The sequence below is a fragment of the Achromobacter sp. CSND-B12 genome (assembly GCF_052906545.1).
On sequence record NZ_JBREGJ010000001.1, the window covers coordinates 3,687,356 to 3,711,642 of the forward strand.

At 69.6% G+C, this 24,287-nt stretch carries 23 protein-coding genes; 10 read left to right on the forward strand and 13 right to left on the reverse strand.

What is annotated here, in order from left to right; translation table 11 throughout:
* The first annotated feature begins 18 nt into the window (after window positions 1-18).
* Window positions 19-1,017, forward strand: coding sequence for a Bug family tripartite tricarboxylate transporter substrate binding protein (locus ACUTAG_RS17330; RefSeq protein ID WP_148317630.1), 999 nt, complete (start codon window positions 19-21; stop codon window positions 1,015-1,017).
* Between the two features lie 73 nt (window positions 1,018-1,090).
* Here ACUTAG_RS17330 and ACUTAG_RS17335 read toward each other — a convergent pair whose 3' ends face one another.
* The 13 genes from ACUTAG_RS17335 to ACUTAG_RS17395 all read right to left on the reverse strand — a co-directional run bounded on the left by ACUTAG_RS17335 (window position 1,091) and on the right by ACUTAG_RS17395 (window position 15,299).
* A complete protein-coding gene (locus ACUTAG_RS17335; protein ID WP_006386947.1) occupies window positions 1,091-2,344 on the reverse strand; it encodes a D-amino acid dehydrogenase in 1,254 nt (417 codons plus the stop codon).
* Window positions 2,345-2,394: 50 nt separating this feature from the next.
* Window positions 2,395-3,894, reverse strand: coding sequence for an N-acyl-D-amino-acid deacylase family protein (locus ACUTAG_RS17340; protein ID WP_020925323.1), 1,500 nt, complete (start codon window positions 3,892-3,894; stop codon window positions 2,395-2,397).
* A 7-nt stretch (window positions 3,895-3,901) separates the two neighbouring features.
* Window positions 3,902-4,567, reverse strand: coding sequence for a TetR/AcrR family transcriptional regulator (locus tag ACUTAG_RS17345; RefSeq protein ID WP_020925322.1), 666 nt, complete (start codon window positions 4,565-4,567; stop codon window positions 3,902-3,904).
* Window positions 4,554-5,483, reverse strand: coding sequence for a DUF6963 family protein (locus ACUTAG_RS17350; protein WP_107316713.1), 930 nt, complete (start codon window positions 5,481-5,483; stop codon window positions 4,554-4,556). Before ACUTAG_RS17350 ends, ACUTAG_RS17345 begins: the two co-directional genes overlap by 14 nt.
* Window positions 5,484-5,492: 9 nt before the next feature.
* Window positions 5,493-6,392, reverse strand: coding sequence for a carbohydrate ABC transporter permease (locus tag ACUTAG_RS17355; protein WP_006388536.1), 900 nt, complete (start codon window positions 6,390-6,392; stop codon window positions 5,493-5,495).
* On the reverse strand, window positions 6,382-7,326 hold the full coding sequence (locus ACUTAG_RS17360) for a carbohydrate ABC transporter permease (protein ID WP_262352240.1): 945 nt from the start codon (window positions 7,324-7,326) through the stop codon (window positions 6,382-6,384). Before ACUTAG_RS17360 ends, ACUTAG_RS17355 begins: the two co-directional genes overlap by 11 nt.
* Window positions 7,323-8,444: an ABC transporter ATP-binding protein gene (locus tag ACUTAG_RS17365; RefSeq protein WP_047992993.1), complete on the reverse strand. Its 1,122-nt coding sequence runs from the start codon at window positions 8,442-8,444 to the stop codon at window positions 7,323-7,325. The genes ACUTAG_RS17360 and ACUTAG_RS17365 overlap by 4 nt, the downstream gene beginning before the upstream one ends.
* A gap of 4 nt (window positions 8,445-8,448) precedes the next feature.
* Window positions 8,449-9,885 carry an ABC transporter substrate-binding protein gene (locus ACUTAG_RS17370; protein ID WP_148317628.1) on the reverse strand — a complete coding sequence of 479 codons (1,437 nt, stop codon included), beginning with the start codon at window positions 9,883-9,885 and terminating at the stop codon, window positions 8,449-8,451.
* Between the two features lie 297 nt (window positions 9,886-10,182).
* Complete coding sequence (locus ACUTAG_RS17375) at window positions 10,183-11,145, reverse strand: Nudix family hydrolase (RefSeq protein WP_020925317.1); 963 nt, start codon at window positions 11,143-11,145, stop codon at window positions 10,183-10,185.
* The gene (locus tag ACUTAG_RS17380; protein ID WP_020925316.1) at window positions 11,138-12,004 is read right to left on the reverse strand and encodes an ATP-binding protein; all 867 of its coding nucleotides are present in this window, start codon (window positions 12,002-12,004) and stop codon (window positions 11,138-11,140) included. The genes ACUTAG_RS17375 and ACUTAG_RS17380 overlap by 8 nt, the downstream gene beginning before the upstream one ends.
* A 300-nt stretch (window positions 12,005-12,304) precedes the next feature.
* Window positions 12,305-13,531 (reverse strand): bifunctional glutamate N-acetyltransferase/amino-acid acetyltransferase ArgJ, encoded by a 1,227-nt coding sequence (gene argJ / locus ACUTAG_RS17385; RefSeq protein ID WP_148317626.1) that lies wholly within the window; start codon window positions 13,529-13,531, stop codon window positions 12,305-12,307.
* Window positions 13,532-13,653: 122 nt separating this feature from the next.
* Entirely contained in the window at window positions 13,654-14,694 is a 1,041-nt protein-coding gene (locus ACUTAG_RS17390) for a hypothetical protein (protein ID WP_047992990.1), read from the reverse strand.
* 110 nt (window positions 14,695-14,804) lie between these two features.
* Window positions 14,805-15,299 carry a MarR family winged helix-turn-helix transcriptional regulator gene (locus ACUTAG_RS17395; RefSeq protein ID WP_006388545.1) on the reverse strand — a complete coding sequence of 165 codons (495 nt, stop codon included), beginning with the start codon at window positions 15,297-15,299 and terminating at the stop codon, window positions 14,805-14,807.
* Between the two features lie 260 nt (window positions 15,300-15,559).
* Between ACUTAG_RS17395 and ACUTAG_RS17400 the strand changes: the two genes are divergently transcribed.
* The 9 genes from ACUTAG_RS17400 (at window position 15,560) to siaD (ending at window position 24,253) form a co-directional block, all read left to right on the forward strand.
* The gene (locus tag ACUTAG_RS17400) at window positions 15,560-16,723 is read left to right on the forward strand and encodes an ABC transporter substrate-binding protein (RefSeq protein WP_006388546.1); all 1,164 of its coding nucleotides are present in this window, start codon (window positions 15,560-15,562) and stop codon (window positions 16,721-16,723) included.
* Window positions 16,724-16,875: 152 nt separating this feature from the next.
* On the forward strand, window positions 16,876-17,796 hold the full coding sequence (locus ACUTAG_RS17405) for a branched-chain amino acid ABC transporter permease (protein WP_006388547.1): 921 nt from the start codon (window positions 16,876-16,878) through the stop codon (window positions 17,794-17,796).
* The gene (locus tag ACUTAG_RS17410; RefSeq protein WP_392388249.1) at window positions 17,796-18,767 is read left to right on the forward strand and encodes a branched-chain amino acid ABC transporter permease; all 972 of its coding nucleotides are present in this window, start codon (window positions 17,796-17,798) and stop codon (window positions 18,765-18,767) included. The genes ACUTAG_RS17405 and ACUTAG_RS17410 overlap by 1 nt, the downstream gene beginning before the upstream one ends.
* Window positions 18,764-19,564: an ABC transporter ATP-binding protein gene (locus ACUTAG_RS17415; protein ID WP_058665353.1), complete on the forward strand. Its 801-nt coding sequence runs from the start codon at window positions 18,764-18,766 to the stop codon at window positions 19,562-19,564. Before ACUTAG_RS17410 ends, ACUTAG_RS17415 begins: the two co-directional genes overlap by 4 nt.
* Window positions 19,564-20,268, forward strand: a complete 705-nt coding sequence (locus ACUTAG_RS17420) for an ABC transporter ATP-binding protein (protein WP_006388550.1) — start codon at window positions 19,564-19,566, stop codon at window positions 20,266-20,268. Before ACUTAG_RS17415 ends, ACUTAG_RS17420 begins: the two co-directional genes overlap by 1 nt.
* Window positions 20,269-20,485: 217 nt before the next feature.
* Window positions 20,486-22,480, forward strand: a complete 1,995-nt coding sequence (gene siaA, locus ACUTAG_RS17425; RefSeq protein WP_024067650.1) for a biofilm regulation protein phosphatase SiaA — start codon at window positions 20,486-20,488, stop codon at window positions 22,478-22,480.
* Window positions 22,481-22,503: 23 nt separating this feature from the next.
* Window positions 22,504-23,043, forward strand: a complete 540-nt coding sequence (siaB, locus tag ACUTAG_RS17430; protein WP_006388552.1) for a biofilm regulation protein kinase SiaB — start codon at window positions 22,504-22,506, stop codon at window positions 23,041-23,043.
* Window positions 23,044-23,081: 38 nt separating this feature from the next.
* A complete protein-coding gene (gene siaC / locus ACUTAG_RS17435; protein ID WP_006388553.1) occupies window positions 23,082-23,459 on the forward strand; it encodes a biofilm regulation phosphoprotein SiaC in 378 nt (125 codons plus the stop codon).
* Window positions 23,456-24,253: a biofilm regulation diguanylate cyclase SiaD gene (siaD, locus tag ACUTAG_RS17440; protein ID WP_006388554.1), complete on the forward strand. Its 798-nt coding sequence runs from the start codon at window positions 23,456-23,458 to the stop codon at window positions 24,251-24,253. The genes siaC and siaD overlap by 4 nt, the downstream gene beginning before the upstream one ends.
* The last annotated feature ends 34 nt before the right edge of the window (window positions 24,254-24,287 follow it).

Here is a 24,287-nt window from a genome sequence, read left to right on the forward strand (position 1 = left end):
ACACGAAGGGGAAAGAGGATGGGCAGGTTGTTTCGTGCAGGGACCGGCGCCGCCGCGGCGTGCGCCGGCGTGATCGCGATGGCGGCAGGCATGGCCGCGCCGGCGGCCGCGGCAACGTGGCCGCAGCGGCCCATTACGCTGATCGTGCCGTTCCCGCCCGGCGGCACCACCGATATCTTCGCGCGCACCATCGCCGAGCACATGCGGCAGGCGCTGGGCCAGTCCATCGTGGTCGAGAACAAGCCGGGCGCCGCCGGCAACCTGGGCGTGGCCGCCGCGGCCCGCGCCCAGCCGGACGGCTACACCATCGTGCTGGGTTCGGTCGGCACCCAGAGCGTCAACCAGTTCCTCTACAGCAACATCGGCTTCAATCCCGCCACCGACCTGGTGCCGCTGGGCATGATCGCGTCCACGCCCAACGTGATGGCGGTCGCGGCCGGCTCGCCGTGGCGCACGCTGCAGGACGTCATGGCCGCGGTGAAGAAAGACCCGGGCAAGTATTCCTACGCCTCGCCCGGCATCGGTTCGTCGGTGCACCTGACCGGCGCCTATTTCGAGTCGATGGCCGGCCTGCAGATGCTGCACGTGCCATTCAAGGGCTCGTCGGCGGCGATTCCCGCGGTGATCGGCGGCCAGGTCGACATCCTGATGGACAACCTGCCCAGCTCGATGGCCGCGCTCAAGTCGGGCGACCGCCTGCGGGGCATCGCGGTCACGTCGGCCGAGCGCAGCCCCGCCGCGCCCGACCTGCCCACCATGGCCGAAGCCGGCCTGCCCGGTTTCGAAGTCACCGCATGGTCGGGCCTGTATGCGCCGCGCGGCACGCCGGCGCCGGTGGTCGACAAGCTGATCGCGGCGATGAAGCAGGCGCTGCAATCGCCGGCCCTGAAGCAGTCGCTGGCGCAAGGCGGCGCCACTCCGGGCAACCTGTTCGGCGCGGATCTGGCGGCCTTCGAGGTGAAGGAGCGTGACAAGTGGGGCAAGCTGATCCAGAGCCGCGGCATCAAGGCGGACTGAGGCGGCCAGGCCGGCCGCGATCTTCCGCAAGCGCCGGCCTGAAGCGCCGGCGGTGCGGGGCCGGGACGGGCCTTCAGGCGGCCAGCGCGAATGCCGCCGGATCGACGGCGGGGCGGCGCCCGCGCATCAGGTCCACCAGCATCCGAGCGCTGCCCGCTGCCAGCGTGAAACCCAGGCCGCCATGCCCGGCGTTCAGCCACAGATTGCGCCACGGCGTGGCGCCGATCAGCGGCTTGCCATCGGGACGCGCGGGGCGCAGGCCGGCCCAGGGCTGCGGCGCGCCAGCGGGATTCAGGCGCGGGAAGAAGCGCGCCACGTCCGCCTCCAGGCTGCCGGTGCGCAGCCGGTCGATGGCCGCATCGGCGGCGCCGATATCGACCATGCCCGCGACCCGCAGCCGCTGCCCCAGCCGCGCATAGACGACCTTGCGGCCGATATCGCTGATGCTCGACATCGGCGCGACGCTGTCGGGCGTCAGGGTGTACGTCAGGCTGTAGCCCTTGAGCGGATAGATGCGCAGGTCCAGTCCGATGCGGCGCGCCAGCGCCTGGGCGCCGATGCCGCCGGCCAGCACGTAGTTGTCGGCCCGCAGCTCGCCCCGCGGCGTGTCCAGCGCGACGATGCGGCCGTTCTCGCCGCGCAGCGCCGTGACTGGCGTGTCGAAGTGAAAGTCCACCGGGCCGGGCGTGGCGCGCAGCAGCCGCTCCAGTTCCGTGCACAGGCGCAGGCAGTCGCCGGCATCCTCGGTCGGCGTGTAGATGGCGCCGGCGATGCTGGCGCCGATGTCGGCCAGCGCCGGCTCCAGGTCCAGGCAGGCCTGGCGGTCCAGCGCGCGCTGCTCGCAACCGAGCGTGGCCTGGTAGTCCATCTGCGCCAGCGCGCGGCCATAGGCGGCGGCGTCCTGGTACACCAGCAGCTTGCCGCGCGAACTGAAATCGAAATCGGGCCGCTCGCGGCCGACCAGCTCGTGCACGCACTGACGGCTGTAGAGGCCCAGCGCCAGCAGTTCGCGCGTGGTGGCGCGGCTCTTGCCGCGGGTGCAGGCGCGCAGGAAGTCCAGGCACCAGCGCCATTGCGCCGGATCCAGCCGCGGCCGCCAGCGCAGCGGCGTGTCGCGCCCCAGCAGCCAGGCCGGCAGCTTGGGCAGCACGGCGGGGTCGGCCAGCGGCGCGACGAAGCTGTAGCTGAGCTGGGCGCCGTTGGCCCGGCTGGTGGCCAGGCCCGGGCCCGGGCTGGCGTCGACCACGCTGACCCGATGGCCCTCGCGATGCAGGTAGTAGGCGGTGGCCATGCCGACCACGCCCGCGCCGATGACGATTGTGTGCATGATGCTCCGGAAGAGGGGCGGCGTGCGCCGACGACGCCGGATGGCGGGGTTCAGGCAGCCCAGGCGGGCGTCTCGAAACCGGGCGCGGCGCGTTCTGCGCCGCGCAGCAGGCGGCCGGGCCGGGCGCCGGTGGGCGCGCCGCCTTCTTCCACCAATTGGCCGTTGACCAGCACCGCCTGGATGCCGGCGGACGGTTGCAGCGGTTCGGCGAAGGTGGCCAGGTCGGCCACCACGGCCGGGTCGAACACCACCACGTCGGCATAACAGCCGGCGCGCAGCACGCCGCGGTCGCGCAGGCCGAACTGGGCCGCCGTCAGGCTGGTCATGCGGCGGATCGCCTCTTCCATGCCCAGCACCCGCATCTCGCGCACGTAGCGCCCCAGCACCCGCGAGAACGCGCCCCACAGGCGCGGATGCGGCCGCTGGTCGTGGGGCAGGCCGTCGGAGCCGATCATCACGCTGCCATGGCCGATGACGCGCTTGACGTCGTCCTCGTCCATCGAGAAGTAGATGGCGCCGCCGGGCGACAGTTCCTCGGCCAGGCGCTGCGGATCCTTGCCCTCGCGCGCCGCCAGTTCGCGCAGGTCCACGCCCTGGATCTCGGGCCGCGTCTGCGACCAGGTGACGATGATCTTTTCGCCGGCCGGCACGCGGCGCGGCTCCAGGATGGTGGACGAGGCGGCGTAGGGGTAGACGTCCATGCCCAGCGGCTGGTCGGCGCGGGCGCGATCGAACAGCGCCAGCGTTTCGGCGGTGCGGCCGTGGTTGTGCTTGCCGGTGACCTTGTGGTGCGACAGGATCGCCGGCACGTCGGCGGCGCGGCCGATCAGGAAGGCTTCTTCCATGGCGTCGCAGACGTGGTCGGCCTCGTCGCGCAGGTGGGTGGTGTACAGGCCCTGCCAGGACGACAGCGGCTCGGCCACCCCGATCACCTCCTCGGTGCTGGCGTGCATCGCGGTGGGGTAGTACAGGCCGGTGGACAGGCCCGCCGCGCCGGCGGCCATGGCCTGGTCCAGCGCATGGCGCATGGCGGCGATCTCGCGCTTGTCGGCGGGCCGGTCCAGGCGCTCCATGGCCGACACCCGCAGGCTGGAATGGCCCACCAGCGCCAGGCTGTTGACCGCCGCCGGGCTGGCGTCGAGGGCAGCGGCGTAGTCCTGCATGCGGGCGTACAGTTCGCCGGTGTGCTGCGCCAGCAGGTTCAATGGCGGCGGCACCGTATCGCCGGGCGCGTGCACCGGCGCCAGGCTGATGCCGCAGTTGCCGGTGACCACGGTGGTGACGCCCTGGCTGACCTTGGGCCGCATCAGCGGCGAGCCGAGCAGGGCGCGGTCATCGTGGGTGTGGCAGTCGATGAAGCCCGGCGCCACCACCCGGCCGCTCGCGTCGATGCGGCGCCGCGCCCGCCAGCCCGAGCCGTCGCCGATGGCGGCGATGCGTTCGCCGTTGATCGCCACGTCGGCGCGGCGCGCGGGGCCGCCCAGGCCGTCGGCGATCAGGCCGCCGCTGATGATGAGGTCGTATTCCTGCGGGTCGGGTTGCGCGGGCATGGGCGTGTCAGGTCTCGGTGTCGGCGGGCGGCCGGGGTTTCTTGCGGCGCGCTTCCAGGTTGGCCAGGGATTCTTGGTTGAGCGTGTCGGGAAAGCCGTGCTTGACCAGGTGTTCGAGCGCGCCATTGATGCGGTCCCAGCCTTCCTGCGTGCGCAGCGGCACGCCCAGGAAGTGGCTTTCAGTCTTGGCGCGCAGCATCAGGTACAGCACGCCCGCCAGCATCACGCTGACCACGGCGGGCGCGTCCATGTCGTCGGTCAGGCCGTCGACGCGGTCGATGAAGCCGCGCGCGGCGCGTTCGCGGCGTTCGGCCAGCGGCGCGGACACCTCGTTGCGTTCGATCAGTTCCCAGCGCCGCACCTCGCGCAGCGTCTCGTTGCCGGCCAGCGCGTCGATCTGCGCGCGCAGCATCGACAGCACCAGTTCGCCGGGGCTGCGCTGGCTGGATTCGTCGGCCGCCAGCAGACCCGGGTTGCGGGTCCAGAAATCCTGTTCCTGCATCCAGGCCAGCATCAGGCCGGGCATGCCGTCGAAATAGCGGTAGATCAGTTCCTTGCTGACGCCGGCGCGCTTGGCGATGGCGTTGATGCCCACGCCGCCCATGCCGGTTTCCTTGATCTGGTCTTCCAGGGCCTGCAGTATCTGGCGCTCGGTATTCTCACGTCGGGACATTGGCCGGTTCCTTCATGATGAGGAGGGAGCGGGCGGGGTCCGGCAGACCGGATACCCGACCGTCGGCCATGTCCACAACCAGTTCGCTGACGGTATGGCCGATATGCCTGCCATCTTGCCAGACTTCGCTGCCCAGGTAGACGGCATTGGCGCGCCGCCGCGTCGCCGGCAGCGACGGATCGGCCTGTTCGATGCCGGTGACGCGCAAGCGGTCGTCCACCAGCACCCGGTCGCGCGGGCCGGCGCTGATGGCCACGGGCGCGCGCAGGCTCAGGGCGCGGTAGGCGCCGACGCCGCCGGTCAGCAGGTGCCAGGCCAGATCGGCCATGGCCTCGGCCAGGGGCGGGCAGGGGAAGATCGAATTGTGCAGGACCGCCAGCCGGCAGGCGCCGTCGTCGCGCCAGGCCTGTCCCTGGTCGGGCCGGCGCGCCACGCGGGCGGTGTTGCCCCAGGCCAGTTGGCCCGACGCGGACAGCGCGATCAGGCCGGCGTCGACTTCCGGGTGGGCCCGCAGCGTTTCGGCCACGGCGACCCCCGCGGCCTCGCCCGCCGCCAGGCGCCGCAGCACGGCCTGGTTCAGCGGCACGCCGTCGGCGCCGGGGCGGTTGGGCAGGCGGTGGCCGGTCACCAGGCCGACGCCGTCGGCGCCGGGCAGGAACTGCGCCAGCGGTTCGGGGCGGTCGGGGCCGCTTTCGATCAGGGCGGCATGGCGCGCCCGCAGCCAATCCGGCGGCAGGTCCAGCGCGGTCACGCCGCCGCGCTGGACGGTCGCGTGCCGCGCGCGGCCCTGCTCGTCCAGCACCGCGAACACGGCGAAGCCGCCGATGGCGCCGTGCCCCAGCAGCTCGGCGCCCAGGGCGGCGGCGCGTACCGCCGCGCCGGCGTTCGGTCCGTAAGCCGCGATGCCGATGGTCATGCCTGGTTCCTAGTCCGTATTGCTCGTCACGGGATCGACGATGTTCAGGTTGGTGATGAAGCGCTGGAACAGCATGGCCAGCGCCAGCGGCGGCAGGGCGGCCAGCATGCTGGCGGCGGCGAACAGCCCCAGGTCGGCGCGAAAGCCCGGCATCAGCGGCGACAGGCCCAGCAGCGCCGCCGACAGCGTCTGCGCCGAGGTGCCGCCGGTCAGCACGATGGCGAACAGCAGGTCGTTCCAGCCCACCAGGAAGGCGATGATGAAGGCCGCCGCGATGCCCGGCAGCGCCATCGGCAGCGTCACGTGCCGCAGCATCTGCCAGCGGGTGCAGCCGTCCATGCGCGCGGCCCGTTCGATCTCGACCGGCAGCGAGGCGAAATAGCCCATCAGCACCCACGACAGCAGCGGGATCACGGCGGTCAGGTAGACGATCCACAGCCCGAACAGGCTGCCGGCCAGGCCGATGGCGGCGAAGAACACGTAGTAAGGAATCAACAGCGCGATCGGCGGCAGCGTGCGCGAGGCCAGCAGCACGTACAGCAGCGGTCCCTTGAACGGGAACTCGAAGCGCCCCAGCACGTAGCCGGCCAGCGTGGCGATGGCGGTGCCGGCGGCCGCGGCCGGCAGCGCCACCAGCGCGCTGTTGACGAAGCCGGCCATGATGGCGCGGGTCTGGCCGCCGAAGATCGAATCGGAACTGGACAGGCCCAGCACCCGCAGGTAGTTCTCGAAGGTGTAGCCGCCCGCATGGTGCGCCACGCCCATGATGATGGCCGACTCGTCCATGAACGAGGCCTTCAGCGTCCAGTACAGCGGGAACAGGCACCAGAACGCCACCAGGGCCACGCCCGCGCCCACCAGCCAGGGGCGCCAGCCTTCGCCGGCCACGCGGGCCGCGTCATTGCGCATGGTTGCCTCCTTGCGGGCGCTTCTTGCGGATCAGCATGAAGTAGGCGGTGGCCAGCAGCAGCGACAGCACCGTCAGCAGGAACGCGGCGGCCGAGGCCAGGCCGTACTTCGAGAACTCGAAGTTGTAGCGGAAGATCAGCAGCGGCAGGATCTGCGTCGACGTGCCGGGTCCGCCGCGCGTCAGCGAGAACAGCAGGTCGAATTGGCGCACGGCCTCCACCGTCATTACCACCAGCACGATCAGCGTGGTGTGTTGCAGGTGCGGCAGCGTGATGTGGCGAAAGCGCGCCAGCGGACCCGCGCCGTCCACCCGCGCGGCGCGGTACAGGTCGCGCGGAATGGTCTGCAGCGCCGCCAGGTAGAAGAAGCTGCCCAGCGGCGCGACGTGCCAGACGAAGGCCAGCGCCACCCAGAACAGGGCCCAGTCGCTGCTCAGCCACACCGTCCCCGGCCCGGCCAGCCCGAGCGGCGCCAGCAGTCCCGTGAGCGCGCCGAAGCTGGGGTTGAGCAGGAACGAGAACACCGTCGCCGTCACCACCTGCGACATGGCCCACGGCAGCAATGCCAGGCCGCGCACCAGGCCGCGCAGCGGCATGTCCTCGTTCAGCACCAGGGCGATGCCCAGCGCTGCCACGAACGAGCCGGCCACGCACATCGCCACGAAGCCCAGGCTGCGCCAGATGGCGTCGGTGACGGCGCTGTCGGACAGCACCTCGGCATACAGGTCGGCGCCGACGAATTCCTGGGTCCGCAGGATCGCGTTGGTGTCGTGCAGGCTGAGCCAGAACGAGTAGCCCAGCGGCACGCCGATGATGAGGGTGTTGAGCGCGTACACCGCGATGATCACCGTGAGCGCGAAGCCCAGGTCCGACATCTCCTTGCCGCCGCGCGCGGGCAGCGGCAGGGACGCGCGCGGCAGGCTGGCGGCGCTCATGCGCGCGGCTCCTCGCCGCCATGGACCCGCAGGCCGGCGGCGTCGAACAGGTAGAGGCGGGCCGCGGGCAGCGCCAGCGCGATCGGCGCGCCGACTTCGTAGCGCTGTTCCGGCGACAGGCGGGCGCGCAGGCGCGGGCCGTCCTCGCCGGCGGTGATGATGTCGACGAACTGGTCCGATCCGACCGGTTCCACCGCCCACACCTGGCCTTGCAGCAGCAAGCCGTCGCCGGCCAGCGGCGCCGGCGCCATGGCCTCGGGGCGGATGCCGATCGCCGCCTGGCTGCCCGCCGGCAGCCGGCGCGCGGCGGCCGCCAGCGCGGCGGGCAGCGGATAGGCGCCGCCCGTGGTGCGCAGCGCCGGCGCGCCGTCTTGCGCTTCCAGCGTGCCGCGCAGGAAGTTCATGCCGGGGTTGCCGATGAAGTCCGCCACTTCCATGGTCGCGGGGCGACGGTAGATGGTGTCCGGATCGGCGAACTGCAGCAGGTTGCCGCCCGACATGACGGCGATGCGGTCCGCCAGCGTCATGGCCTCGACCTGGTCGTGGGTGACGTAGATGAAGGTCGCGTTCAGGCTGCGATGCAGGCGCTTGAGCTCGACCCGCATGTCGGTGCGCAGCTTGGCGTCCAGGCTGGACAGCGGCTCGTCGAACAGGAACAGGTCGGGGTCGCGCACCACCGCGCGGCCGATGGCCACGCGCTGGCGCTGCCCGCCCGACAGCTGGTAGGGCTTGCGGTCCAGCATCGATTCCACCCGCAGCAGCGCGGCCGCCCGCTCGACCTTGCCGCGCACTTCGGCGGCCGGCAGCTTCTGCATGCGCAGCGGAAAGCCGATGTTCTCGCGCACCGTCATGTGCGGATACAGCGCGATGCTCTGGAACACCATGGCCACGTTGCGCCGGTGCGGCGGCACCTGGTCCACGCGCCGGTCGTCGATGCGGATCTGGCCGCCGGTGGGCGTGTCCAGGCCGGCGATCATGTTCAGCGTGGTGGTCTTGCCGCAGCCCGATGGCCCCAGCAGCACCACGAACTCGCCGTCGCGGATGTCCAGGTCGAGCGAGCGCACCGCCTGGAAGTGGGTGTATGACTTCTCGATGCCTTGCAGGGAGACGCTGGCCATGTCATCAGCTCCGCTTGAGGATCTTGGCGTACTTCTTGTACAGGCCGTCCCAGCGCGCGCGCAGCTCGGTGGCCACTTGCGCGGGCGTGCGGGTGCCCTTGATCAGCATGTCCTGCGCGATCATCTCATGCATGCCGGTATCCCATTCCTGGTACCAGGGGGCCTTCAGGATATTGGCGGCCACGGCCTTCTCGCGCCCCTCGAACAGCCATTGGTAGACCTGCTCCCGATGCGCCGGGTACATCCATTTCATGATGGCGGCGCGGCTTTCGGGATCGCGGTAAAGCTCGGGAAAGGGCACTTCCAGGTTGGCCTTGGCGATCCAGTTCTTGTGCGTGGTCAGTTGCCCGGCGCGGTCGCGGTAGCCGAAGTACTTCACCAGTTCCCACAGCGCGGCCTGCTCGGCGTCGCTGCGCTTGCGCGTCGACATGCACAACAGCGCATGCCCCACCAGCACGGTGTCGTGGGTGGCGCCCGGCACCACCGGGTTGTAGCTGGAGTATTCGGCGATCTGGCTCTTGGCGGGATCGTTGTAGTTGAAGCTGTAGTAATCGATGTTCAGGTGGAAGGCGTGCTGGCCCTTCATCCAGGAGCTGGAGGTCTCGGTGCCCGACCACGTCAGCACGGCGCGCTGCACCAGCTCGTCGTCCCACCAGCGCTTCCAGTCGCTCAGCACCTTGGTCAGCGGCGTGTCGGGGCCGAAGGTCGCGCGCAGCTCGCCGTCGACGAAGCGCTCGCCCTCGGCGAAGCATTGCGCGATCAGGGCCCATGGCAGGCCGGTCCAGGCGTTGTACCAGGGCATCAGCATCGGGTGCTGCGCCAACCCTTTTTGCTTGATTTCGCGCGCCTGCTTTTCGACCGTGGCCCAGTCCCGCGGGTAGTCGGCGGCGTTGGCGGTGCCCCCGTAGCCCGCCTCGCCCAGCATCTTCTCGTTGCGGAACAGCGCGTAGGGGCCGCCGTTGTAATAGGTCAGGCCGAGGTAGCGGCCGTCGGTGGCCTTGGCGTCCTCGACGATGCCGGGGAACATCTGCTTCTGGATGTCCGCCAGCCCGGGCATGTCGTCGATCGGGCGGATCCAGCCGGCCGCGTACCAGCGCGAGGCCTGGCCGCGCTGCGCATAGAACATGTCCAGCGGCGCCTTGGCGGCCAGTTGGGTTTCCAGCACGGCGGCGTAGTCGCCGGGGATCGGCGACAGATTCACCGGCACGCCGCTTTCCTGCGTGAAGCGGGCGGCGCCCTGTTGCACGATCTCGCTGCCCCAGGGCCAGAAGGCGAAGGTCAGCGGCGAGGCGGCCTGTGCCAGCGCCTGAAGGGGCCAGCCGCCGGCCGCCAGCCCGGCCGCGCCGGCCAGGCCCGCGGCGCCGCGCAGGATGAAGTCGCGACGCTGGGCGTCGGCCGGAACCGGGTTGGGGCGGCCATCGGGATGGAGGGGCTGGGGCATGCTGGACTTCCTTGTGGTGGGATCGACGACAAAGAAACGGTGCAGCAAAAGCGATGAAGCGGGATGGCGGCGCGATGGCGCCAGCGGGCGGGCGTCGGGGTGTTGAACCGGTTGCTCCGCCTCGTGTTCGGCGAGCTGGCCATCCGAAGTGACCATGTGGTCACATCAGTAGCGAAGATAGGACCTGGCCACCTTTCGCGGCAAGGGGGGAGTTTCCCTAGGACGTAAAAAAAACCGGCGCGGCGCGCCGGTCATGGACAGGGCGGCGGACCGGCGATCCCGCCTGCGCCGCCCGCGTCAGATCAGGCCGCGAATGCCGGCGATGCCGTGCGCGCCGTGGCGCAGGGCCTGCGAGACCGTCTGGGTGGATTGGCCGCCGAGCGCGAAGACCGGGATGCCGGCGTCGCGGTTGCCGGCGACGAAGCCGTCCCAGCCCAGCGTCGGCGCGCCGGGGTGCGAGGGCGTGTCCAGCACCGGGCCGAGCACGGCGAAGTCCGCGCCCAGCTCGCGCGCTTGCACCACCTGGGCGTTGTCGTGCACCGAGACGCCGACCAGGGCGCCTGCCCGCAATTCGGGGCGCGAGGTCAGCCTTGCGGCGTCGGCGCTGCGCAGGTGCACGCCGTCGGCCTCGCGCCACCAGGCGGCCGGATGGGCGCTGTTGACCAGCACGCGGGCGCCGGCGGCACGGCAGCGCTTGACGATCTGCTGCAGCGCCTCGTGCAGCGAGGCCGAGGCCGGGCCGTCGGGCCACTGCGGTTCACGCAGTTGCACCAGCCTGACGCCGCGCGCCAGCGCCGCGTCCAGCCGGCCCAGGAACGCCGACAGGCCGGCGCGCGAGCCGATCGAACTGATGCCATAGACGGTCGGTAGTTGCAGCCAGCGCAGCGGCGGCAGGGTGGCGGGCAGCAGGTCGCCGACGGACGCGGCGTTGGCCGGGTCGACCCATTCCAGGCGCTGGTTCTCCAGGCTGCGCGGCTCGCCTTCCCAGCCGGTGACGTGGCAGAACGCCAGGCGCACCGTGGTGTGCGGGTAGGCGTGCACGTAGGTCACCCACGGGCGAGATTGCGTCACGCGGATGCCGATCTCTTCCTGCAGCTCGCGCGCCAGCGCCTGCAGCACGGTCTCGCCGGGTTCGAGCTTGCCGCCGGGCAGCTCCCACCAGCCCGACCAGGGCTTGCCTTCGGGGCGTTGCCCCAGCAACAGCATGCCGTCCGGACGCAGGATCAGGCCGGCGGCGACATCGATGATTTTGTCAGACATGGCGGGCAGCCCAGTCACGGGCGAATTGATAGGCGACGCGTCCCGAGCGCGAACCGCGCTCGATGGTCCATTGCAGCGCCTCGGTGCGGGACGGTTCGATCTGGTCTTCCGGGCAGCCCAGTTCGCGCAGCCAGTGGTAGACGATGTCGAGGTAGTCGTCCTGCTTGAAGGGATAGAACGACAGCCACAGGCCGAAGCGCTCGGACAGCGAGATCTTCTCCTCGACGGTTTCGCCGGGGTGGATCTCGCCGTCGGGCTGGTGCTTGGCCTGCAGGTTCTCGCTCATGTATTCCGGCATCAGGTGGCGCCGGTTGGAGGTGGCGTAGATCAGCACGTTGTCGCCCGAGGCGGCCACCGAGCCGTCCAGCACGGACTTGAGCGCCTTGTAGCCGGCCTCGCCTTCCTCGAACGACAGGTCGTCGCAGAACACGATGAAGCGCTCGGGGCGCGCGGCCACCAGTTCGACGATGTCGGCCAGGTCGCCCAGGTCGGACTTGTCGACCTCGATCAGGCGCAGGCCGCGGTCGCCGTAGGCCGCCAGCATGGCCTTGACCAGCGAGCTCTTGCCGGTGCCGCGGGCGCCGGTCATGAGCACGTTGTTGGCGGGCTTCTTCTCGATGAACTGCACGGTGTTGCGGTCGATGATGCCCTTCTGGCGCTCGATGTGCTGCAGGTCTTCGAGTTCGATGCGGGCCACGTGGCGCACGGCGTCGAGCCAGCCGCGCGAACCGCGCTTGCGCCAGCGGAACGCGTGGGCGTTCCAGTCGATGTCGGGAGGGGCGGGCGGCAGCCAGGCTTCGAGCTGGGCCAGGACGCGCTCGGCGCGCTGGATGAGGGTGGTGAATTCGGTCGCGGTCACGGTGTGATCCTGGAAGAGCGAACGGGCGGGCCCGGCACCGGGCCCGCGTCGCATTCGCGGGCATCGTCGGAAGAAGAGGGCGCGTATCCCGCCGCAAGGCGTCGTGGGGACGCGCGCCGCTCAACGGTTGTCACCTGCCGGGGACCGCGGTGGTGCCACGGATTCCCCGGGGGCAGTGACCGGCGATGGGTAAGGCGCAGCCACTGGATTTCATTGCTGCCGCCATCCCGCGAGGCCCGGCGCGCAACTGAACGCCGTCGCTTCGCGCCCGGGGTCAGCCGGGCGGATGGCGGGTCTTGATCAGGAACGGTAGTCGGCGTTGATCGACACGTACTCGTGCGAGAAATCGCAGGTGTAGACGGTGTCGCTGACCTGGCCGCGGCCCAGCGCGATGCGCACGGTGATCTCGGCCTGCTTCATCACGCGCTGGCCATCGGCCTCCTGGTAGGCCGGGTTGCGGCCGCCGTCCTTGGCCACCAGCACGTCGTCGAGCCACAGGCGGATCTTCGACACGTCCAGGTCGTCGATGCCGGCATAGCCGACCGCGGCCAGGATGCGGCCCAGGTTGGGGTCCGAGGCGAAGAAGGCGGTCTTGACCAGCGGCGAGTGGGCCACGGCGTAGGCCACCTTGAGGGCTTCCTCGGTGGTGCCGGCCTCTTCCACGCGGATGGTCATGAACTTGGTGGCGCCTTCGGCGTCGCGCACGATTTTCTGCGCCAGTTCCAGCGCGGCGGCGGTCAGGGCCTGGCGCACGGCGGCGTAGGCGGCGTCGGACTCGGCGTTGACCTCGACCCCGGACTTGCCGGTGGCGACGATGATGAACGAGTCATTGGTGGAGGTGTCGCCGTCCACGGTGATGCGGTTGAACGAGGCGTCGGCGATCTCGACCGCCAGCTTGCGCAAGAGCGGCTGGGCGATGCCGGCGTCGGTAGCCAGGAAGCTCAGCATGGTCGCCATGTTGGGGCGAATCATGCCGGCGCCCTTGCTGATGCCGGTGAATGTGACGGTCTTGCCGCCGATCTGGACGCGGCGCGACGAGATCTTGGGCAGCGTGTCGGTGGTCATGATGCCGTGCGCGGCGCTGGACCAATGGTCGGCGCCGAGGTTGGCGATGGCGCCCGGCAGGCCGGCGAACAGGCGGTCCAGTGGCAGCGGCTCCAGGATCACGCCGGTCGAGAACGGCAGCACCTGGGCGGCGGGCACGCCGAGCAGGCGGCCGAGCTCGGCGCAGGTGTCCTGGGCCTTCTTCAGGCCTTCGGCGCCGGTGCCGGCGTTGGCGTTGCCGGTGTTGATGACCAGCGCGCGGATCGGGCCGCCGTCGGCCAGGTGGGCCTGGCAGACCTGCACGGGGGCGGCGCAGAAGCGGTTGCGGGTGAACACGCCGGCCACGCTGCTGCCTTCGGCCAGGCGGAATACGGTCAGGTCGCGTCGGTTGGCTTTGCGGATGCCGGCCTCGGTGACGCCGATTTCAACGCCGGCAACAGGGAAAATTTCGGACTCGGAGGGGATCTGCAGGTTAACGGCCATGACTTCGTCTCATGAATGAGCAGGACGGAAATCGCCGCCAGGGCACGGCGGCGCGCGGGGGAAAGCTTCGTATTATCCCACTGCTTTGCGACAGCCGGCGGCGGCCGCCCGAAAGCCGGCTGTCAGGGGGCGGTGCGCATGGCGGCCACGTCCAGCACGCCGGCCTCGCGGTTGGACAGGATGGCCCGCACGCGGCCGTCCGGCGCCTGCAGCACCGACATGCCGGCCGCGATTTCCTTGCCGTCGGCCTGACGGGCCGAGCGCCCGCGCGAGGGCGAGAACAGCAGGTCGCCGGGCTGCACGCCGGGCACCCGCGGGCCGGCGGTCAGCATGCGGGTGCCGGTGGGGTAGGTGATGCCGCCCAGCGCGCTTTCGCGGCCCAGCAGCCCCTCGAACGCCAGCAGGCGGCGCTGGGCATCCAGTGTCATGTCGACTTTCAATAGCGGCATGCCGGCCACCGTCAGCGGTTCGCTGCCTTCGGCGCGCAGCAGCCAGCGGGGCGCGGGGCTGGCGGGATCGGGGGCGCTGCCGCGCGCCGCCTCGTCGACCTTGAGCCAGGCGCCGGGCGGAACCGGCTGCTGGTTCAAGTTGTTGCCGATGGCCAGGTGGCAGCTGGAAAAGCGCGGCTGGCCGCCCTGCATGACGAATTCGACCCGGTGGCCGTGGGCGCAGAGCCAGCCGTCCAGGGCCTGGTCGCGGTCGATCTCGACGGACAGGCTCTCGGGCTGGCGGCTGGTGGCCGGGTAATGGAACAGGCGGGTGGCGCGCACGCCCTGCACGGTCGCCGGCTGGCCATCCGGGAAGGTGGCGCGGTCGAACGAGGCCGGGTCGCCGGGCGTGGCCAGCCGCAGCGCCGTGCCGGTCGGCATGTCGACGCCGGCCAGCCGGGTGGGCTGGGCCAGCACCAGGTTCAGGCTGGCGCCCAGGCGCGCGTCGCGCTGGGCGGCCAGCCACTGGCCCAGTTGCTGGTAGGGAAAGATGCCGCCGACCAGGGCCAGCAGCGCCATCAGGATCGTGCCGCCGCGGCGATGGTCGCCCAGCCAGAGGCGGGCGCCGCGGCTGGTGGCCAGGACGGCCAGCCAGGTCAGCAGCGTGGACAGGCAGGCCAGCGAGACCGCCATCAGCACGTAATAATTACCGCCAGGGAGAGATACCGGAATCATGGCGGCAATTATGCGCCAAAGCGTTGCCGTTTTTTGAGGCTGGCGCCGCGTCCGGGCGACGCCGGTGCGCCGTCGGTCGGCGGGCGGCGCCGGGCGCGGCTCGGACCCGCTCAGTCCTTGGCGTTGGCCGAGCGGGTGGCGATGACCTGCAGCTTCAGTTCGCCAAGCGCCTGGAACAGCGCGTTGCGGCTGCCTTCGGGCAGTTCGCCGAACATGGACTTGACCCACGACTCATGCGCCCGGGCCATCCTGGCGAAGCTCTTCCTGCCCTGCGGCGTCAGCTTGATGAGCGAACTGCGGCGATCGGACTCGACCTTGGTGCGCACCACCAGGCCTTCTTTTTCGAGTTGGTCGGTGATACCGGTAATATTGCCGTTGGTGACCATCATGTGGCGCGACAATTCGCCCATCTTCATGCCCTTGGGGGCGCGCTGCAATTGCGCCATCAGGTCGAAACGGGGCAGGGTGGTGTCGAATTCGTTGCGCAGCCGGCTGCGGATCTCGCCTTCGATGAGATTGGCGCAGGTCAGCATGCGCAGCCACAGGCGCAGCGCATGGTGATCGTCGGGGGCGGCGCGGGATTCCAGGTCGGGGGCGTCTGTCATGGTCGGGAGGTTACCGGGAATGCGTGGAGAGGTCTGTATTCGTGAGTCACTGGTAAAAACCCTAGACTTGTTTTGCCGGATACTTTAAACCTAAACTATGAACCACGCCAGTTCTCCCCTTGCCGCACCACGGGATCGGCTGCTGCGGGCGCCGGTCTGACGCGCCGCCTGAACGGGTCGGCAGGCCGGGCATAGAAGTCCTTCGAATCGCAATCCCAGAAAAACACCCTCTGCGCGGCTCGCGCACGGAGCACACCACCATGCGTTTCATCACTTCCCTCGTTGCCGCCGCCGCGTTGGTTCCGGCACTGGCGCACGCCGACCCGGTCAAGGTCGGCATCGCGAATGACATTTCCGGCCCGTTCTCGGCCCTGGGCGCCGAAGCCCGCGACGGCTTCAACCTGGCCATCAAGCAACTGGGCAGCAAGCTGGGCGGCCAGCCCGCCGAGTTCCTGCAGACCGACATGGGCGGCAACCCGGACCAGGCCCGCCAACTGGTGACGCGCTACATCCAGCGCGACAAGGTCGATTTCTTCACCGGCCCGATCGGCTCGAACGTGGCGCTGGCCGTCGGCCCGGCGCTGTTCGCCGCCAAGGTGCCGTACCTGTCGAACAACCCGGGCCCCAGCCAGTTCGCCGGCGCCCAATGCAATAACTACTGGTTCGGTTCGTCCTACCAGAACGACGCCTTCCACGAAGCCGCCGGCAAGGTCGCGGCCGACCGCGGCTTCAAGAAGATGTTCATCATGGCCCCGGACTACCCGGCCGGCAAGGACGCGCTGGCCGGCTTCAAGCGCGGCTACAAGACCGCCCCGGGCGACGAGGTCTACACCAAGCTCGGCCAGATCGACTACGCCGCCGAAATCGCCCAGATCCGCGCCGCCAAGCCGGACGCGGTCTATATCTTCCTGCCGGGCGGCATGGGCATCAACTTCGTCAAGCAGTTCGTGTCGGCCGGCCTGTCGCAGAGCGTCAAGCTGATCGGCCCGGGCTTCTCGGCCGACGAGGACGTGATCCAGGCCGTGGGCGAGCCGATGCTGGGCATGTACAACACGGCGCAGTGGGCGCATGACCTGGACGTGCCGCAGAACAAGGCCTTCGTCGAGGCCTTCCGCAAGGAATACAACGGCCGCTACCCGTCGGTGTACGCCGCCCAGGCGTATGACGTCATCATGGCCATGGACGCCGCCGTCAAGCAGGCCGGCGGCAAGGCCTCCGACCGCGACGCCATCGTCAAGGCGCTGGCCAAGGCCGACTACCCTTCGGTGCGCGGCAGCTACACCTACGGCAAGAACCACTACCCGATCCAGGCCTACTACCTGCGCGTGGTCGACAAGGACGCCAGCGGCCGCATCACCAACAAGCTGGTGGGCAAGGTGTTCGACAAGTACCAGGACGTCTACGTCGGCGACTGCAAACTATAAAAGGCGGCGGGACGCGTAAAGCGTCGCGGCTACACGATGTAGCCCGACCCCGCGGGGTCGCGCGGATCCGGCTTCGCCGGTCCGTCGCGACGCCCCTTGAGGGGCAAGCGCGCAGCGCTGCGGGGGCGGGTCTACAGCAGAGGGGATTTTTCATGACGTTCACGCTCATCGTCGAGCAATTGCTGAACGGTCTGCAGTTTGGGTTGATGTTGTTTCTGATCGCGGCCGGGCTGACCCTGGTGTTCGGCATCATGGACATCATGAATCTGGCGCACGGCTCGCTCTATATGGCAGGCGCCTATGTCGCCGCCGAAACCATGCAGCGCACGGGGTCCTTCACCGCCGCCGTCCTGGTGGCCGCCGTCGCCACCGGCCTGGTCGGGGTGGCGCTGGAACTGACGCTGATCCGCCGCCTGGCGCTGCGCGACCACCTGGCGCAGGTGCTGGGCACCTACGCCGTCATCCTCATCGCCAATGACCTGGTCAAGATGATCTGGGGCCCGGCCCCGGTCATGCTGAACATGCCGGCGCTGCTGTCCGGGCCGGTGCGCCTGCTGCCAGACCTGCTGTATCCCGCCTACCGCCTGATGATCATTGTGTTCGGCGTGGCCTCGGCCGTGGGGCTCTACTGGTTCGTGACGCGCACCCGCGCCGGCGTGCTGGTGCGGGCCGGCGCCTCGAACCGGCAGATGGCCACCCTGATGGGCGTGCGCGTGCCGCTGCTGTTCCTGGGCGTGTTCGTGCTGGGCGCCATGCTGGCGGCCGTGGCCGGCGCGCTGCTGGGCCCGATCACCTCGGTGCAGGTCGGCATGGGCGAGGAAATCCTGATCCTGGTGCTGGTGTGCATCGTCATCGGCGGCATCGGCTCGATCCGCGGCGCCTTCGTCGGCGCGCTGCTGGTGGGCATGGTCGACACCGCCGGGCGCGCTTTCCTGCCGATGCTGCTGCGCCAGGTGTTCTCGCCCGCGGTCGCTTCCAGCGTCGGCCCGACGCTGGCGGCCATCGCCATCTACGTGCTGATGGCGGCGGTCCTGGTGTTCCGGCCTTCCGGCCTGTTTCCGGCGCGAGGCTGATGATGCGGACTGCTTCGATCCTCTGGACCCTGGCCCTGCTGGCCGCGCTGGCGGCGTTCCCGCTGGTGGCGCCGGCCCTGGGCCTGGATTTCTATATCTCCTTCGTGCGGCGCGTGCTGATCTACGCGCTGGCCGCCACCAGCCTGAACCTGATCCTGGGCTACGGCGGCATGGTGGCGCTGGGCCACGCGGCTTTCTTCGGCGCCGGCGCCTACGCGGTCGGCATCCTGGCGATGTCGGGCGTGACCTCGGCGCTGGTGTCGTGGCCGGTGGCGATGCTGCTGGCGGCGCTGCTGGCCTTCGTCACGGGCGCGATCTCGCTGCGCACGCGCGGCGTGTACTTCATCATGATCACGCTGGCGTTCGCGCAGATGCTGTTCTACATCTTCATCTCGCTGCGCCAGTACGGCGGCGAGGACGGCCTGAACCTGCCGGGTTACTCGTCGCTGCCGGGCATCGACTTGGCCAACGACGTGGCGTTCTACTACCTGGTGCTGGTGATCTTCGCCGTGATGATGTGGCTGTTCGGGCGGGTGACGCTCTCGCGCTTCGGCACCGCGCTGCAGGGCATCCGTGAAAACGAGTCGCGCATGGAATCCATGGGCTATCCGGTCTACCGCATCAAGCTCACGGCCTTCACGCTCAGCGGCGCGGTGGCCGGGCTGGCCGGCGCGCTGCTGGCCAACCACAACCTGTTCATCTCGCCCAGCCTGATGCACTGGACCCAGTCGGCCAACCTGCTGATCATGGTGCTGGTGGGCGGCATCGGCCTGCGCTACGGCGGCGTGGCCGGCGCGGTGGTGATGCTGGTGCTGGAGGAAGTGCTGCGCCAGTGGACCGAATACTGGCACCTGCCCCTGGGCGTGCTGCTGCTGTGCGTGGTGTTCGGCGCGCCGCGCGGCCTGGTGGGCCTGCTCGGCCCGCTGTTCGGCGGTCGCGCCGCCACGCAAACCGGCAAGGCGGGATCATGAACCAGACGCATACTCCCACGCAGGCGCCCGCCCTGCAGGCCAGCAACCTGGTGCGCCGCTTCGGCGCGCTGGTGGCCACCGACAACGTCTCGATTTCGTTGAACCCGGGCGAGATCCACGCCCTGATCGGCCCCAATGGCGCCGGCAAGTCGACCCTGATCCACCTGCTGTCCGGCACGCTGGCGGCCGATTCCGGTTCGCTGGCCGTGGACGGCCGCGACGTCACCGCCATGAACGCGCACCAGCGCGTGGCGGCGGGCCTGTCGCGCTCGTACCAGATCACCAACATCTTCAAGCAGTCCAGCGTGCTGGACAACCTGGTGCTGGCGGTGCAGGCCCATGCCGGCAGCAGTTTCCGCTTCTGGAAGCCGCGCGCCGCCGAGTCGGCCCTGTACGAGCAGGCCCGCGAACTGGCGCGCGAATGCGCCATCGACGCCAGCCTGCTGGGCCGCGCCGCCGGCACCCTGCCGCACGGCGAACAGCGCAAGGTGGAGTTCGCGCTGGCCCTGGCCGCGCGGCCGCGCGTGCTGCTGCTGGACGAACCCATGGCCGGCATGGGGCCCGACGAGACCCTGCGCCTGACCGACCTGATCGAATCCCTGCGCGGCCGCGCCGCCATGCTGCTGGTCGAGCACGACATGCAGGCGGTGTTCCGGCTGGCCGACCGCATCTCGGTGCTGGTCTACGGCCGTGTGATCGCCACCGGCACGCCGGACGAGATCCGCGCCAACCCGGACGTGCGCCAGGCCTATCTGGGTGACGACGAGACGGCGCCCGCGCGCCAGGAGACTGCCTGATGCTCAGCATTGAATCGGCCCAGAGCGGCTACGGCGCCAGCCAGGTGTTGTTCGGCGTGGACCTGCAGATCGGCGCGGGCCAGGTGGTGACGCTGCTGGGCCGCAACGGCATGGGCAAGACCACGCTGTTGCGCACGCTGTTCGGCCAGCTGCCGCTGCGCGGTGGCAGGATCCATTTCGCCGACCAGGACATCAGCGGCTGGAGCCCGGACCGCATCGCCCGCACCGGCATGGCCATCGTGCCCGAGGGGCGCCAGTGCTTTCCCAACCTGACGGTGCGCGAGCACCTGACGGCCTTCGTGGCCGCGCGCAATCCCGCCATCGGCGAGCCGTGGACGCCCGAGCGCGTGTTCGAACTGTTCCCGCGACTGGGCGAGCGCGCCCGCAACATGGGCAACCAGCTCTCGGGCGGCGAGCAGCAGATGCTGGCCATCGGCCGCGCGCTGGTCACCAACCCGCGCCTCTTGATCCTGGACGAGGCCACCGAGGGCCTGGCGCCCAAGATCCGCGAAGAGATCTGGAACTGCCTGGCGCGCTTGCGCCAGGCCGGCCAGACCATCCTGGTGATTGACAAGTACGTCGAGCGCCTGTTGAGCCTGGCCGACCGCCACGTCATCCTGGAACGCGGCAAGGTGGTCTGGACGGGCGACTCCGCGGCGCTCGATGCCGACCGCGGCCTGTGGGAACGCTACCTGGGCGTGTAGCGCGAAAGCCGCAAATGCGGCGCGGGCCGCGGTGTTTCTTTCGATATAAAACGCAATAAACGCGAGGTTTGTCCGGATCGGCAGTAAATAGGCTGACCTTTGGCAAATCCGCGTGTTTACGCCTGTTTCCATTCATCCCGTGGTTCTCTACACTTAGCGCGCCGTGCGTACCGCGTGGATGCGTCACGTCTTAACAAGCTGTCAGGGAAGACTTCGCATGGCGAAATGGGGTTTGCGCAAAAAATCATTGATGGCGCTGTTGCTGGCCTGCCTGGTCGCGCTGGCGCCGGCCGCGCTGATCGGCTGGCAGGTGCTGGACGGCGTGCGCGATCACTTCGGCCGCGCCTTCGCCGACAACTTCACGCAGCTGAACCGCCAGCGCATCCTGGCCCCGGTGTCGCGCGAGCTGGCGCTGTCGCAGCGGCTGGCCGACAGCGAGGTCACGCGCCGCTGGCTGCGCAATGAAAGCGACCCGGCCGCGCGCGAACTGTTCTTCCGCGAGGCCGACGGCTACCGCCGCGACCTGCTGGGCCGCGCCTATTTCATCGCCAGCGCCGCCACCGGCCATTACTACTTCAACGACGACCAGCCGCTGTCGGAAGCGCCGCGCTACACGCTCAGCCGCCAGGCGGCCGACGACGGCTGGTTCTACAACTCGCTCAAGGCGGGCGCGCGCTACAACATCAACGTCAATCCGGACCTCAAGCTCAAGACCACGCGGGTCTGGATCAACGTACAGGTGCGCGACGGCGACAAGGTCATCGGCCTGACCGGCGCGGGCCTGGACGTGGGCGGCTTCCTGCGCGACTTCGTCAACAGCGGCCAGCCCGGCGTGACGCCCATCATCGTCGACGAGGATGGCGCGATCCAGGCGCACATGGATCCGACGCTGATCGCCTACAACTCGGGCGCCAGCGGCACGCAAGGGGCCAGCGGCCGCGGCATGGTGTTCAACCTGCTCGACCCCGGCAGCGGCCGCGACGAACTGCGCTCGGCATTGCATGCGGCCCAGGCGGACCCGCAATCGGTGCAGTCGGCCTGGGTCTCGATCGACGGCGTGCGCCAGCTGGTGTCGGTGGCCTACATGCCCGAGCTGCACTGGCACGTGCTGACGGTGGTCGACCTGGGCGCGGCCCGGGTGCTGGACACCGATTGGCTGTGGCCGGCCGCCATCGGCCTGGTGCTGCTGTTCGCGGCCCTGCTGCTGTGCTTCGGCTATGCCATCGAGCGCCTGATGCTGCGGCCGCTGCGCCGCCTGCAGCAATCGGCCCGCGCCATCGCCAACGGCAGCTACGACGTGCGCCTGCCGCCGGGCGGACAGGACGAGATCGGCGACCTGAGCCGCGCCTTCGGCGTCATGGCCGACAAGGTGCGCCAGCACACCGCCGAGCTCGAAAGCAAGGTGCGCGAGCGCACCTCCGAGCTGGAGGATGCCAACCGCGCCATGGCCGCCGCGCACAAGAAGATCGGCGATTCCATCGACTACGCCAGCCTGATCCAGCGCGCCATCCTGCCCGACCGCCAGCTGACGCAGTCGCTTGGCGCCCACCACTTCGTGCTGTGGAAGCCGCGCGACGTGGTCGGCGGCGACTTCTACGTGTTCCGCTCGGACGGCGCCAACTGCCTGCTGGGCATCATGGACTGCGCCGGCCACGGCGTGCCGGGCGCGCTGATGACCATGCTGGCGCGCGCCGCCATCGACTTGGCGATCACCGAGGCCGGCCCGGCCGATCCGGCCGGCATCCTGACGCGCACCGACAGCGCCATCCGCGCCATGCTGGCCGACGCCCAGCTGCCGCGGGCGCTGGCCACCAACACGGACGCGGGGCTGGTATATATTGACCGCCAATCCGGCAGCTTGCGGTATGCCGGCGCCAAGATCAGCCTGTACGCCAGCGACGGCGAGACCCTGCGCGAAGTGCCCGGGGGCAAGCGCGCGCTGGGCGACAAGCGGATCGGGACTTACCAGAACATCGAATTGCGCATGGAGCCGGGTTGGACCTATTACCTGGCGACCGACGGCTTCCTGGACCAGGCCGGCGGCGAGCATGGCTTCGGCTTCGGCAACACGCGTTTCGCCGAAATGCTCAAGAGACACGCGCGGCAGCCGTTAACCGACCAGGCGGCGGCCTTTACCGAGGCCCTGGCCCGGTACCAGGGCGAGATGCCGCAGCGCGACGACATTACCTTGCTGTCTTTCCGTTTCGAATAATCGTTATCAGGGCGGTAACTCCCATGAATGCCTCCGATCTCTACGCATTGGGCGAGCGGTTCGACCAGAATCGCACGCTGTTGTGCTTCAACGGGCCGATCTCCCGCAGCCTGATCGAGGAAATCGGCAATGCGCTGAAGAACTACCTGAACGCCGAGCATGCGCGGCCGGCCGAAGCCATGGACGTGTTCTCGGTGTACATCGAGATGATCCAGAACATCCGCCAGTACGCCGCGCAGAACGGCGACGCCGACGCCGCCGCCACCGTGGTCATCGGCCGCCGCGACGAGAGCCGCTACGTGGTCTCCGCCGGCAACCTGGTCAAGGCCGAGGACGGCCACAACCTGGTGGCCCGCATCCAGCAGCTGGCCGCGCTGGACAAGGCCGCCCTGAAGGCCGAATACAAGGCCCAGCTGCACAAGCCGCGCACGCCCGGCGTGGCCTCGGGCGCGGGACTGGGCCTGATCGATATCGCCCGCCGCGCCGGCGCGCCGCTGGAAGCCAGCCTGACGCCCGCGGCGGGCGAGGGCCGGGCCTTCTTCAGCCTGAGCGTCGTGATCTGACCGCGCCCGCGAGCCATAGACCCTTTTCGGAGTTATTGATGAAAGACCTGAACATTCCCGGGACCCAGTCCACGCCCGCCATCACCGCCGACGCCGCCGCCGGCGTGCTGGCGATGCGCGGCGACTCCTACCCGGAGAATTCCTTCGAACTGTTCGGCCCCGTCATCGAGTGGGTGGAAGCCTACCTGCTCAACGGCACGGCGCCGCTCAACCTGGAACTGGAGCTGCTGTACCTGAACACCAGCAGCATCAAGTCCGTGATGGACATCTTCGATCTGCTGGAAGCCGCTCACGCCAAGGGCCGCGGCGTCAGCGTGACCTGGTTCTACGACATGCGCAACGAGCGCGTCGGCGAACTGGCCGAGGAGTTCAAGGAAGACTGCACCTTCCCATTCTCGGTCGTCGGCCGCCAATGAAGCCCGGCAACGCCGAGCTGGACGAACGCATCGCCGCCTTGCTGGCGGATCCGGCCTACGCCGGGCATCCGTTGCGCGAGGCCTTGCAGGACCTGTGGCGCCACACCGCCGAGCAGATGTCGCGGATCGAACGCATCACGCACCTGTCGGACGCCTACCAGTCCATGGCGCACCAGCGTGAAATGGGGCTGTGCGAGCAGTTCGACCGCCAGCTACGGCGGCTGGCGCGCATTGCGCGCATCTCCGACCACTACCAGAACATGATGCGCGACCTGAACGCGACGCTGGAAGAAACGTCGCGCCGCGATCCGCTGACCGGATTGCTGAACCGCCGCGCCCTGATGGAGCTGATCAAGCAGGAAGTGCAGCGCGCGGCCCGCGGCGGCCAGGCTTTCGTGGTCGCCATGCTCGACGTCGACCACTTCAAGGCGGTCAACGACCGCTACGGCCACGAAGTCGGCGACCGCGCCCTGGTCGAGCTGGCCGGCGCGATGCGCCACAGCGTGCGTGAATACGACCTGTGCGGCCGTTGGGGCGGCGAGGAATTCCTGGTGCTGCTGCCGGCCACGCCGCCGGAAACGGCGCAGGGCGTGATGGACCGGCTGGTCGGCGCGGTGCGCGCCCTGGCCATCGACGTCGGCGCCGACGTGCTGCGCCTGACGGTCAGCATCGGCATGGCCTATCACCAGCTCGGAGAAACCTTTTCAGAAACGCTCAGCCGGGCGGACCAGGCCTTGTACCTGGCCAAGCAGGACGGACGCGACCGCGTCGCACTTGGATTCCCCCGGCGCTGAATGAACCCGGAGCCGCTGTCTTCCGGTATGGAGC

Bases quoted from the DNA above. Each gene is read 5' to 3' on its own strand.
- ACUTAG_RS17330 (WP_148317630.1), top strand. From the start codon at position 19: ATGGGCAGGTTGTTTCGTGCAGGGACCGGCGCCGCCGCGGCGTGCGCC.
- ACUTAG_RS17335 (WP_006386947.1), bottom strand. From the start codon at position 2,344: ATGCACACAATCGTCATCGGCGCGGGCGTGGTCGGCATGGCCACCGCC.
- ACUTAG_RS17340 (WP_020925323.1), bottom strand. From the start codon at position 3,894: ATGCCCGCGCAACCCGACCCGCAGGAATACGACCTCATCATCAGCGGC.
- ACUTAG_RS17345 (WP_020925322.1), bottom strand. From the start codon at position 4,567: ATGTCCCGACGTGAGAATACCGAGCGCCAGATACTGCAGGCCCTGGAA.
- ACUTAG_RS17350 (WP_107316713.1), bottom strand. From the start codon at position 5,483: ATGACCATCGGCATCGCGGCTTACGGACCGAACGCCGGCGCGGCGGTA.
- ACUTAG_RS17355 (WP_006388536.1), bottom strand. From the start codon at position 6,392: ATGCGCAATGACGCGGCCCGCGTGGCCGGCGAAGGCTGGCGCCCCTGG.
- ACUTAG_RS17360 (WP_262352240.1), bottom strand. From the start codon at position 7,326: ATGAGCGCCGCCAGCCTGCCGCGCGCGTCCCTGCCGCTGCCCGCGCGC.
- ACUTAG_RS17365 (WP_047992993.1), bottom strand. From the start codon at position 8,444: ATGGCCAGCGTCTCCCTGCAAGGCATCGAGAAGTCATACACCCACTTC.
- ACUTAG_RS17370 (WP_148317628.1), bottom strand. From the start codon at position 9,885: ATGCCCCAGCCCCTCCATCCCGATGGCCGCCCCAACCCGGTTCCGGCC.
- ACUTAG_RS17375 (WP_020925317.1), bottom strand. From the start codon at position 11,145: ATGTCTGACAAAATCATCGATGTCGCCGCCGGCCTGATCCTGCGTCCG.
- argJ (WP_148317626.1), bottom strand. From the start codon at position 13,531: ATGGCCGTTAACCTGCAGATCCCCTCCGAGTCCGAAATTTTCCCTGTT.
- ACUTAG_RS17390 (WP_047992990.1), bottom strand. From the start codon at position 14,694: ATGATTCCGGTATCTCTCCCTGGCGGTAATTATTACGTGCTGATGGCG.
- ACUTAG_RS17395 (WP_006388545.1), bottom strand. From the start codon at position 15,299: ATGACAGACGCCCCCGACCTGGAATCCCGCGCCGCCCCCGACGATCAC.
- ACUTAG_RS17400 (WP_006388546.1), top strand. From the start codon at position 15,560: ATGCGTTTCATCACTTCCCTCGTTGCCGCCGCCGCGTTGGTTCCGGCA.
- ACUTAG_RS17405 (WP_006388547.1), top strand. From the start codon at position 16,876: ATGACGTTCACGCTCATCGTCGAGCAATTGCTGAACGGTCTGCAGTTT.
- ACUTAG_RS17410 (WP_392388249.1), top strand. From the start codon at position 17,796: ATGATGCGGACTGCTTCGATCCTCTGGACCCTGGCCCTGCTGGCCGCG.
- ACUTAG_RS17415 (WP_058665353.1), top strand. From the start codon at position 18,764: ATGAACCAGACGCATACTCCCACGCAGGCGCCCGCCCTGCAGGCCAGC.
- ACUTAG_RS17420 (WP_006388550.1), top strand. From the start codon at position 19,564: ATGCTCAGCATTGAATCGGCCCAGAGCGGCTACGGCGCCAGCCAGGTG.
- siaA (WP_024067650.1), top strand. From the start codon at position 20,486: ATGGCGAAATGGGGTTTGCGCAAAAAATCATTGATGGCGCTGTTGCTG.
- siaB (WP_006388552.1), top strand. From the start codon at position 22,504: ATGAATGCCTCCGATCTCTACGCATTGGGCGAGCGGTTCGACCAGAAT.
- siaC (WP_006388553.1), top strand. From the start codon at position 23,082: ATGAAAGACCTGAACATTCCCGGGACCCAGTCCACGCCCGCCATCACC.
- siaD (WP_006388554.1), top strand. From the start codon at position 23,456: ATGAAGCCCGGCAACGCCGAGCTGGACGAACGCATCGCCGCCTTGCTG.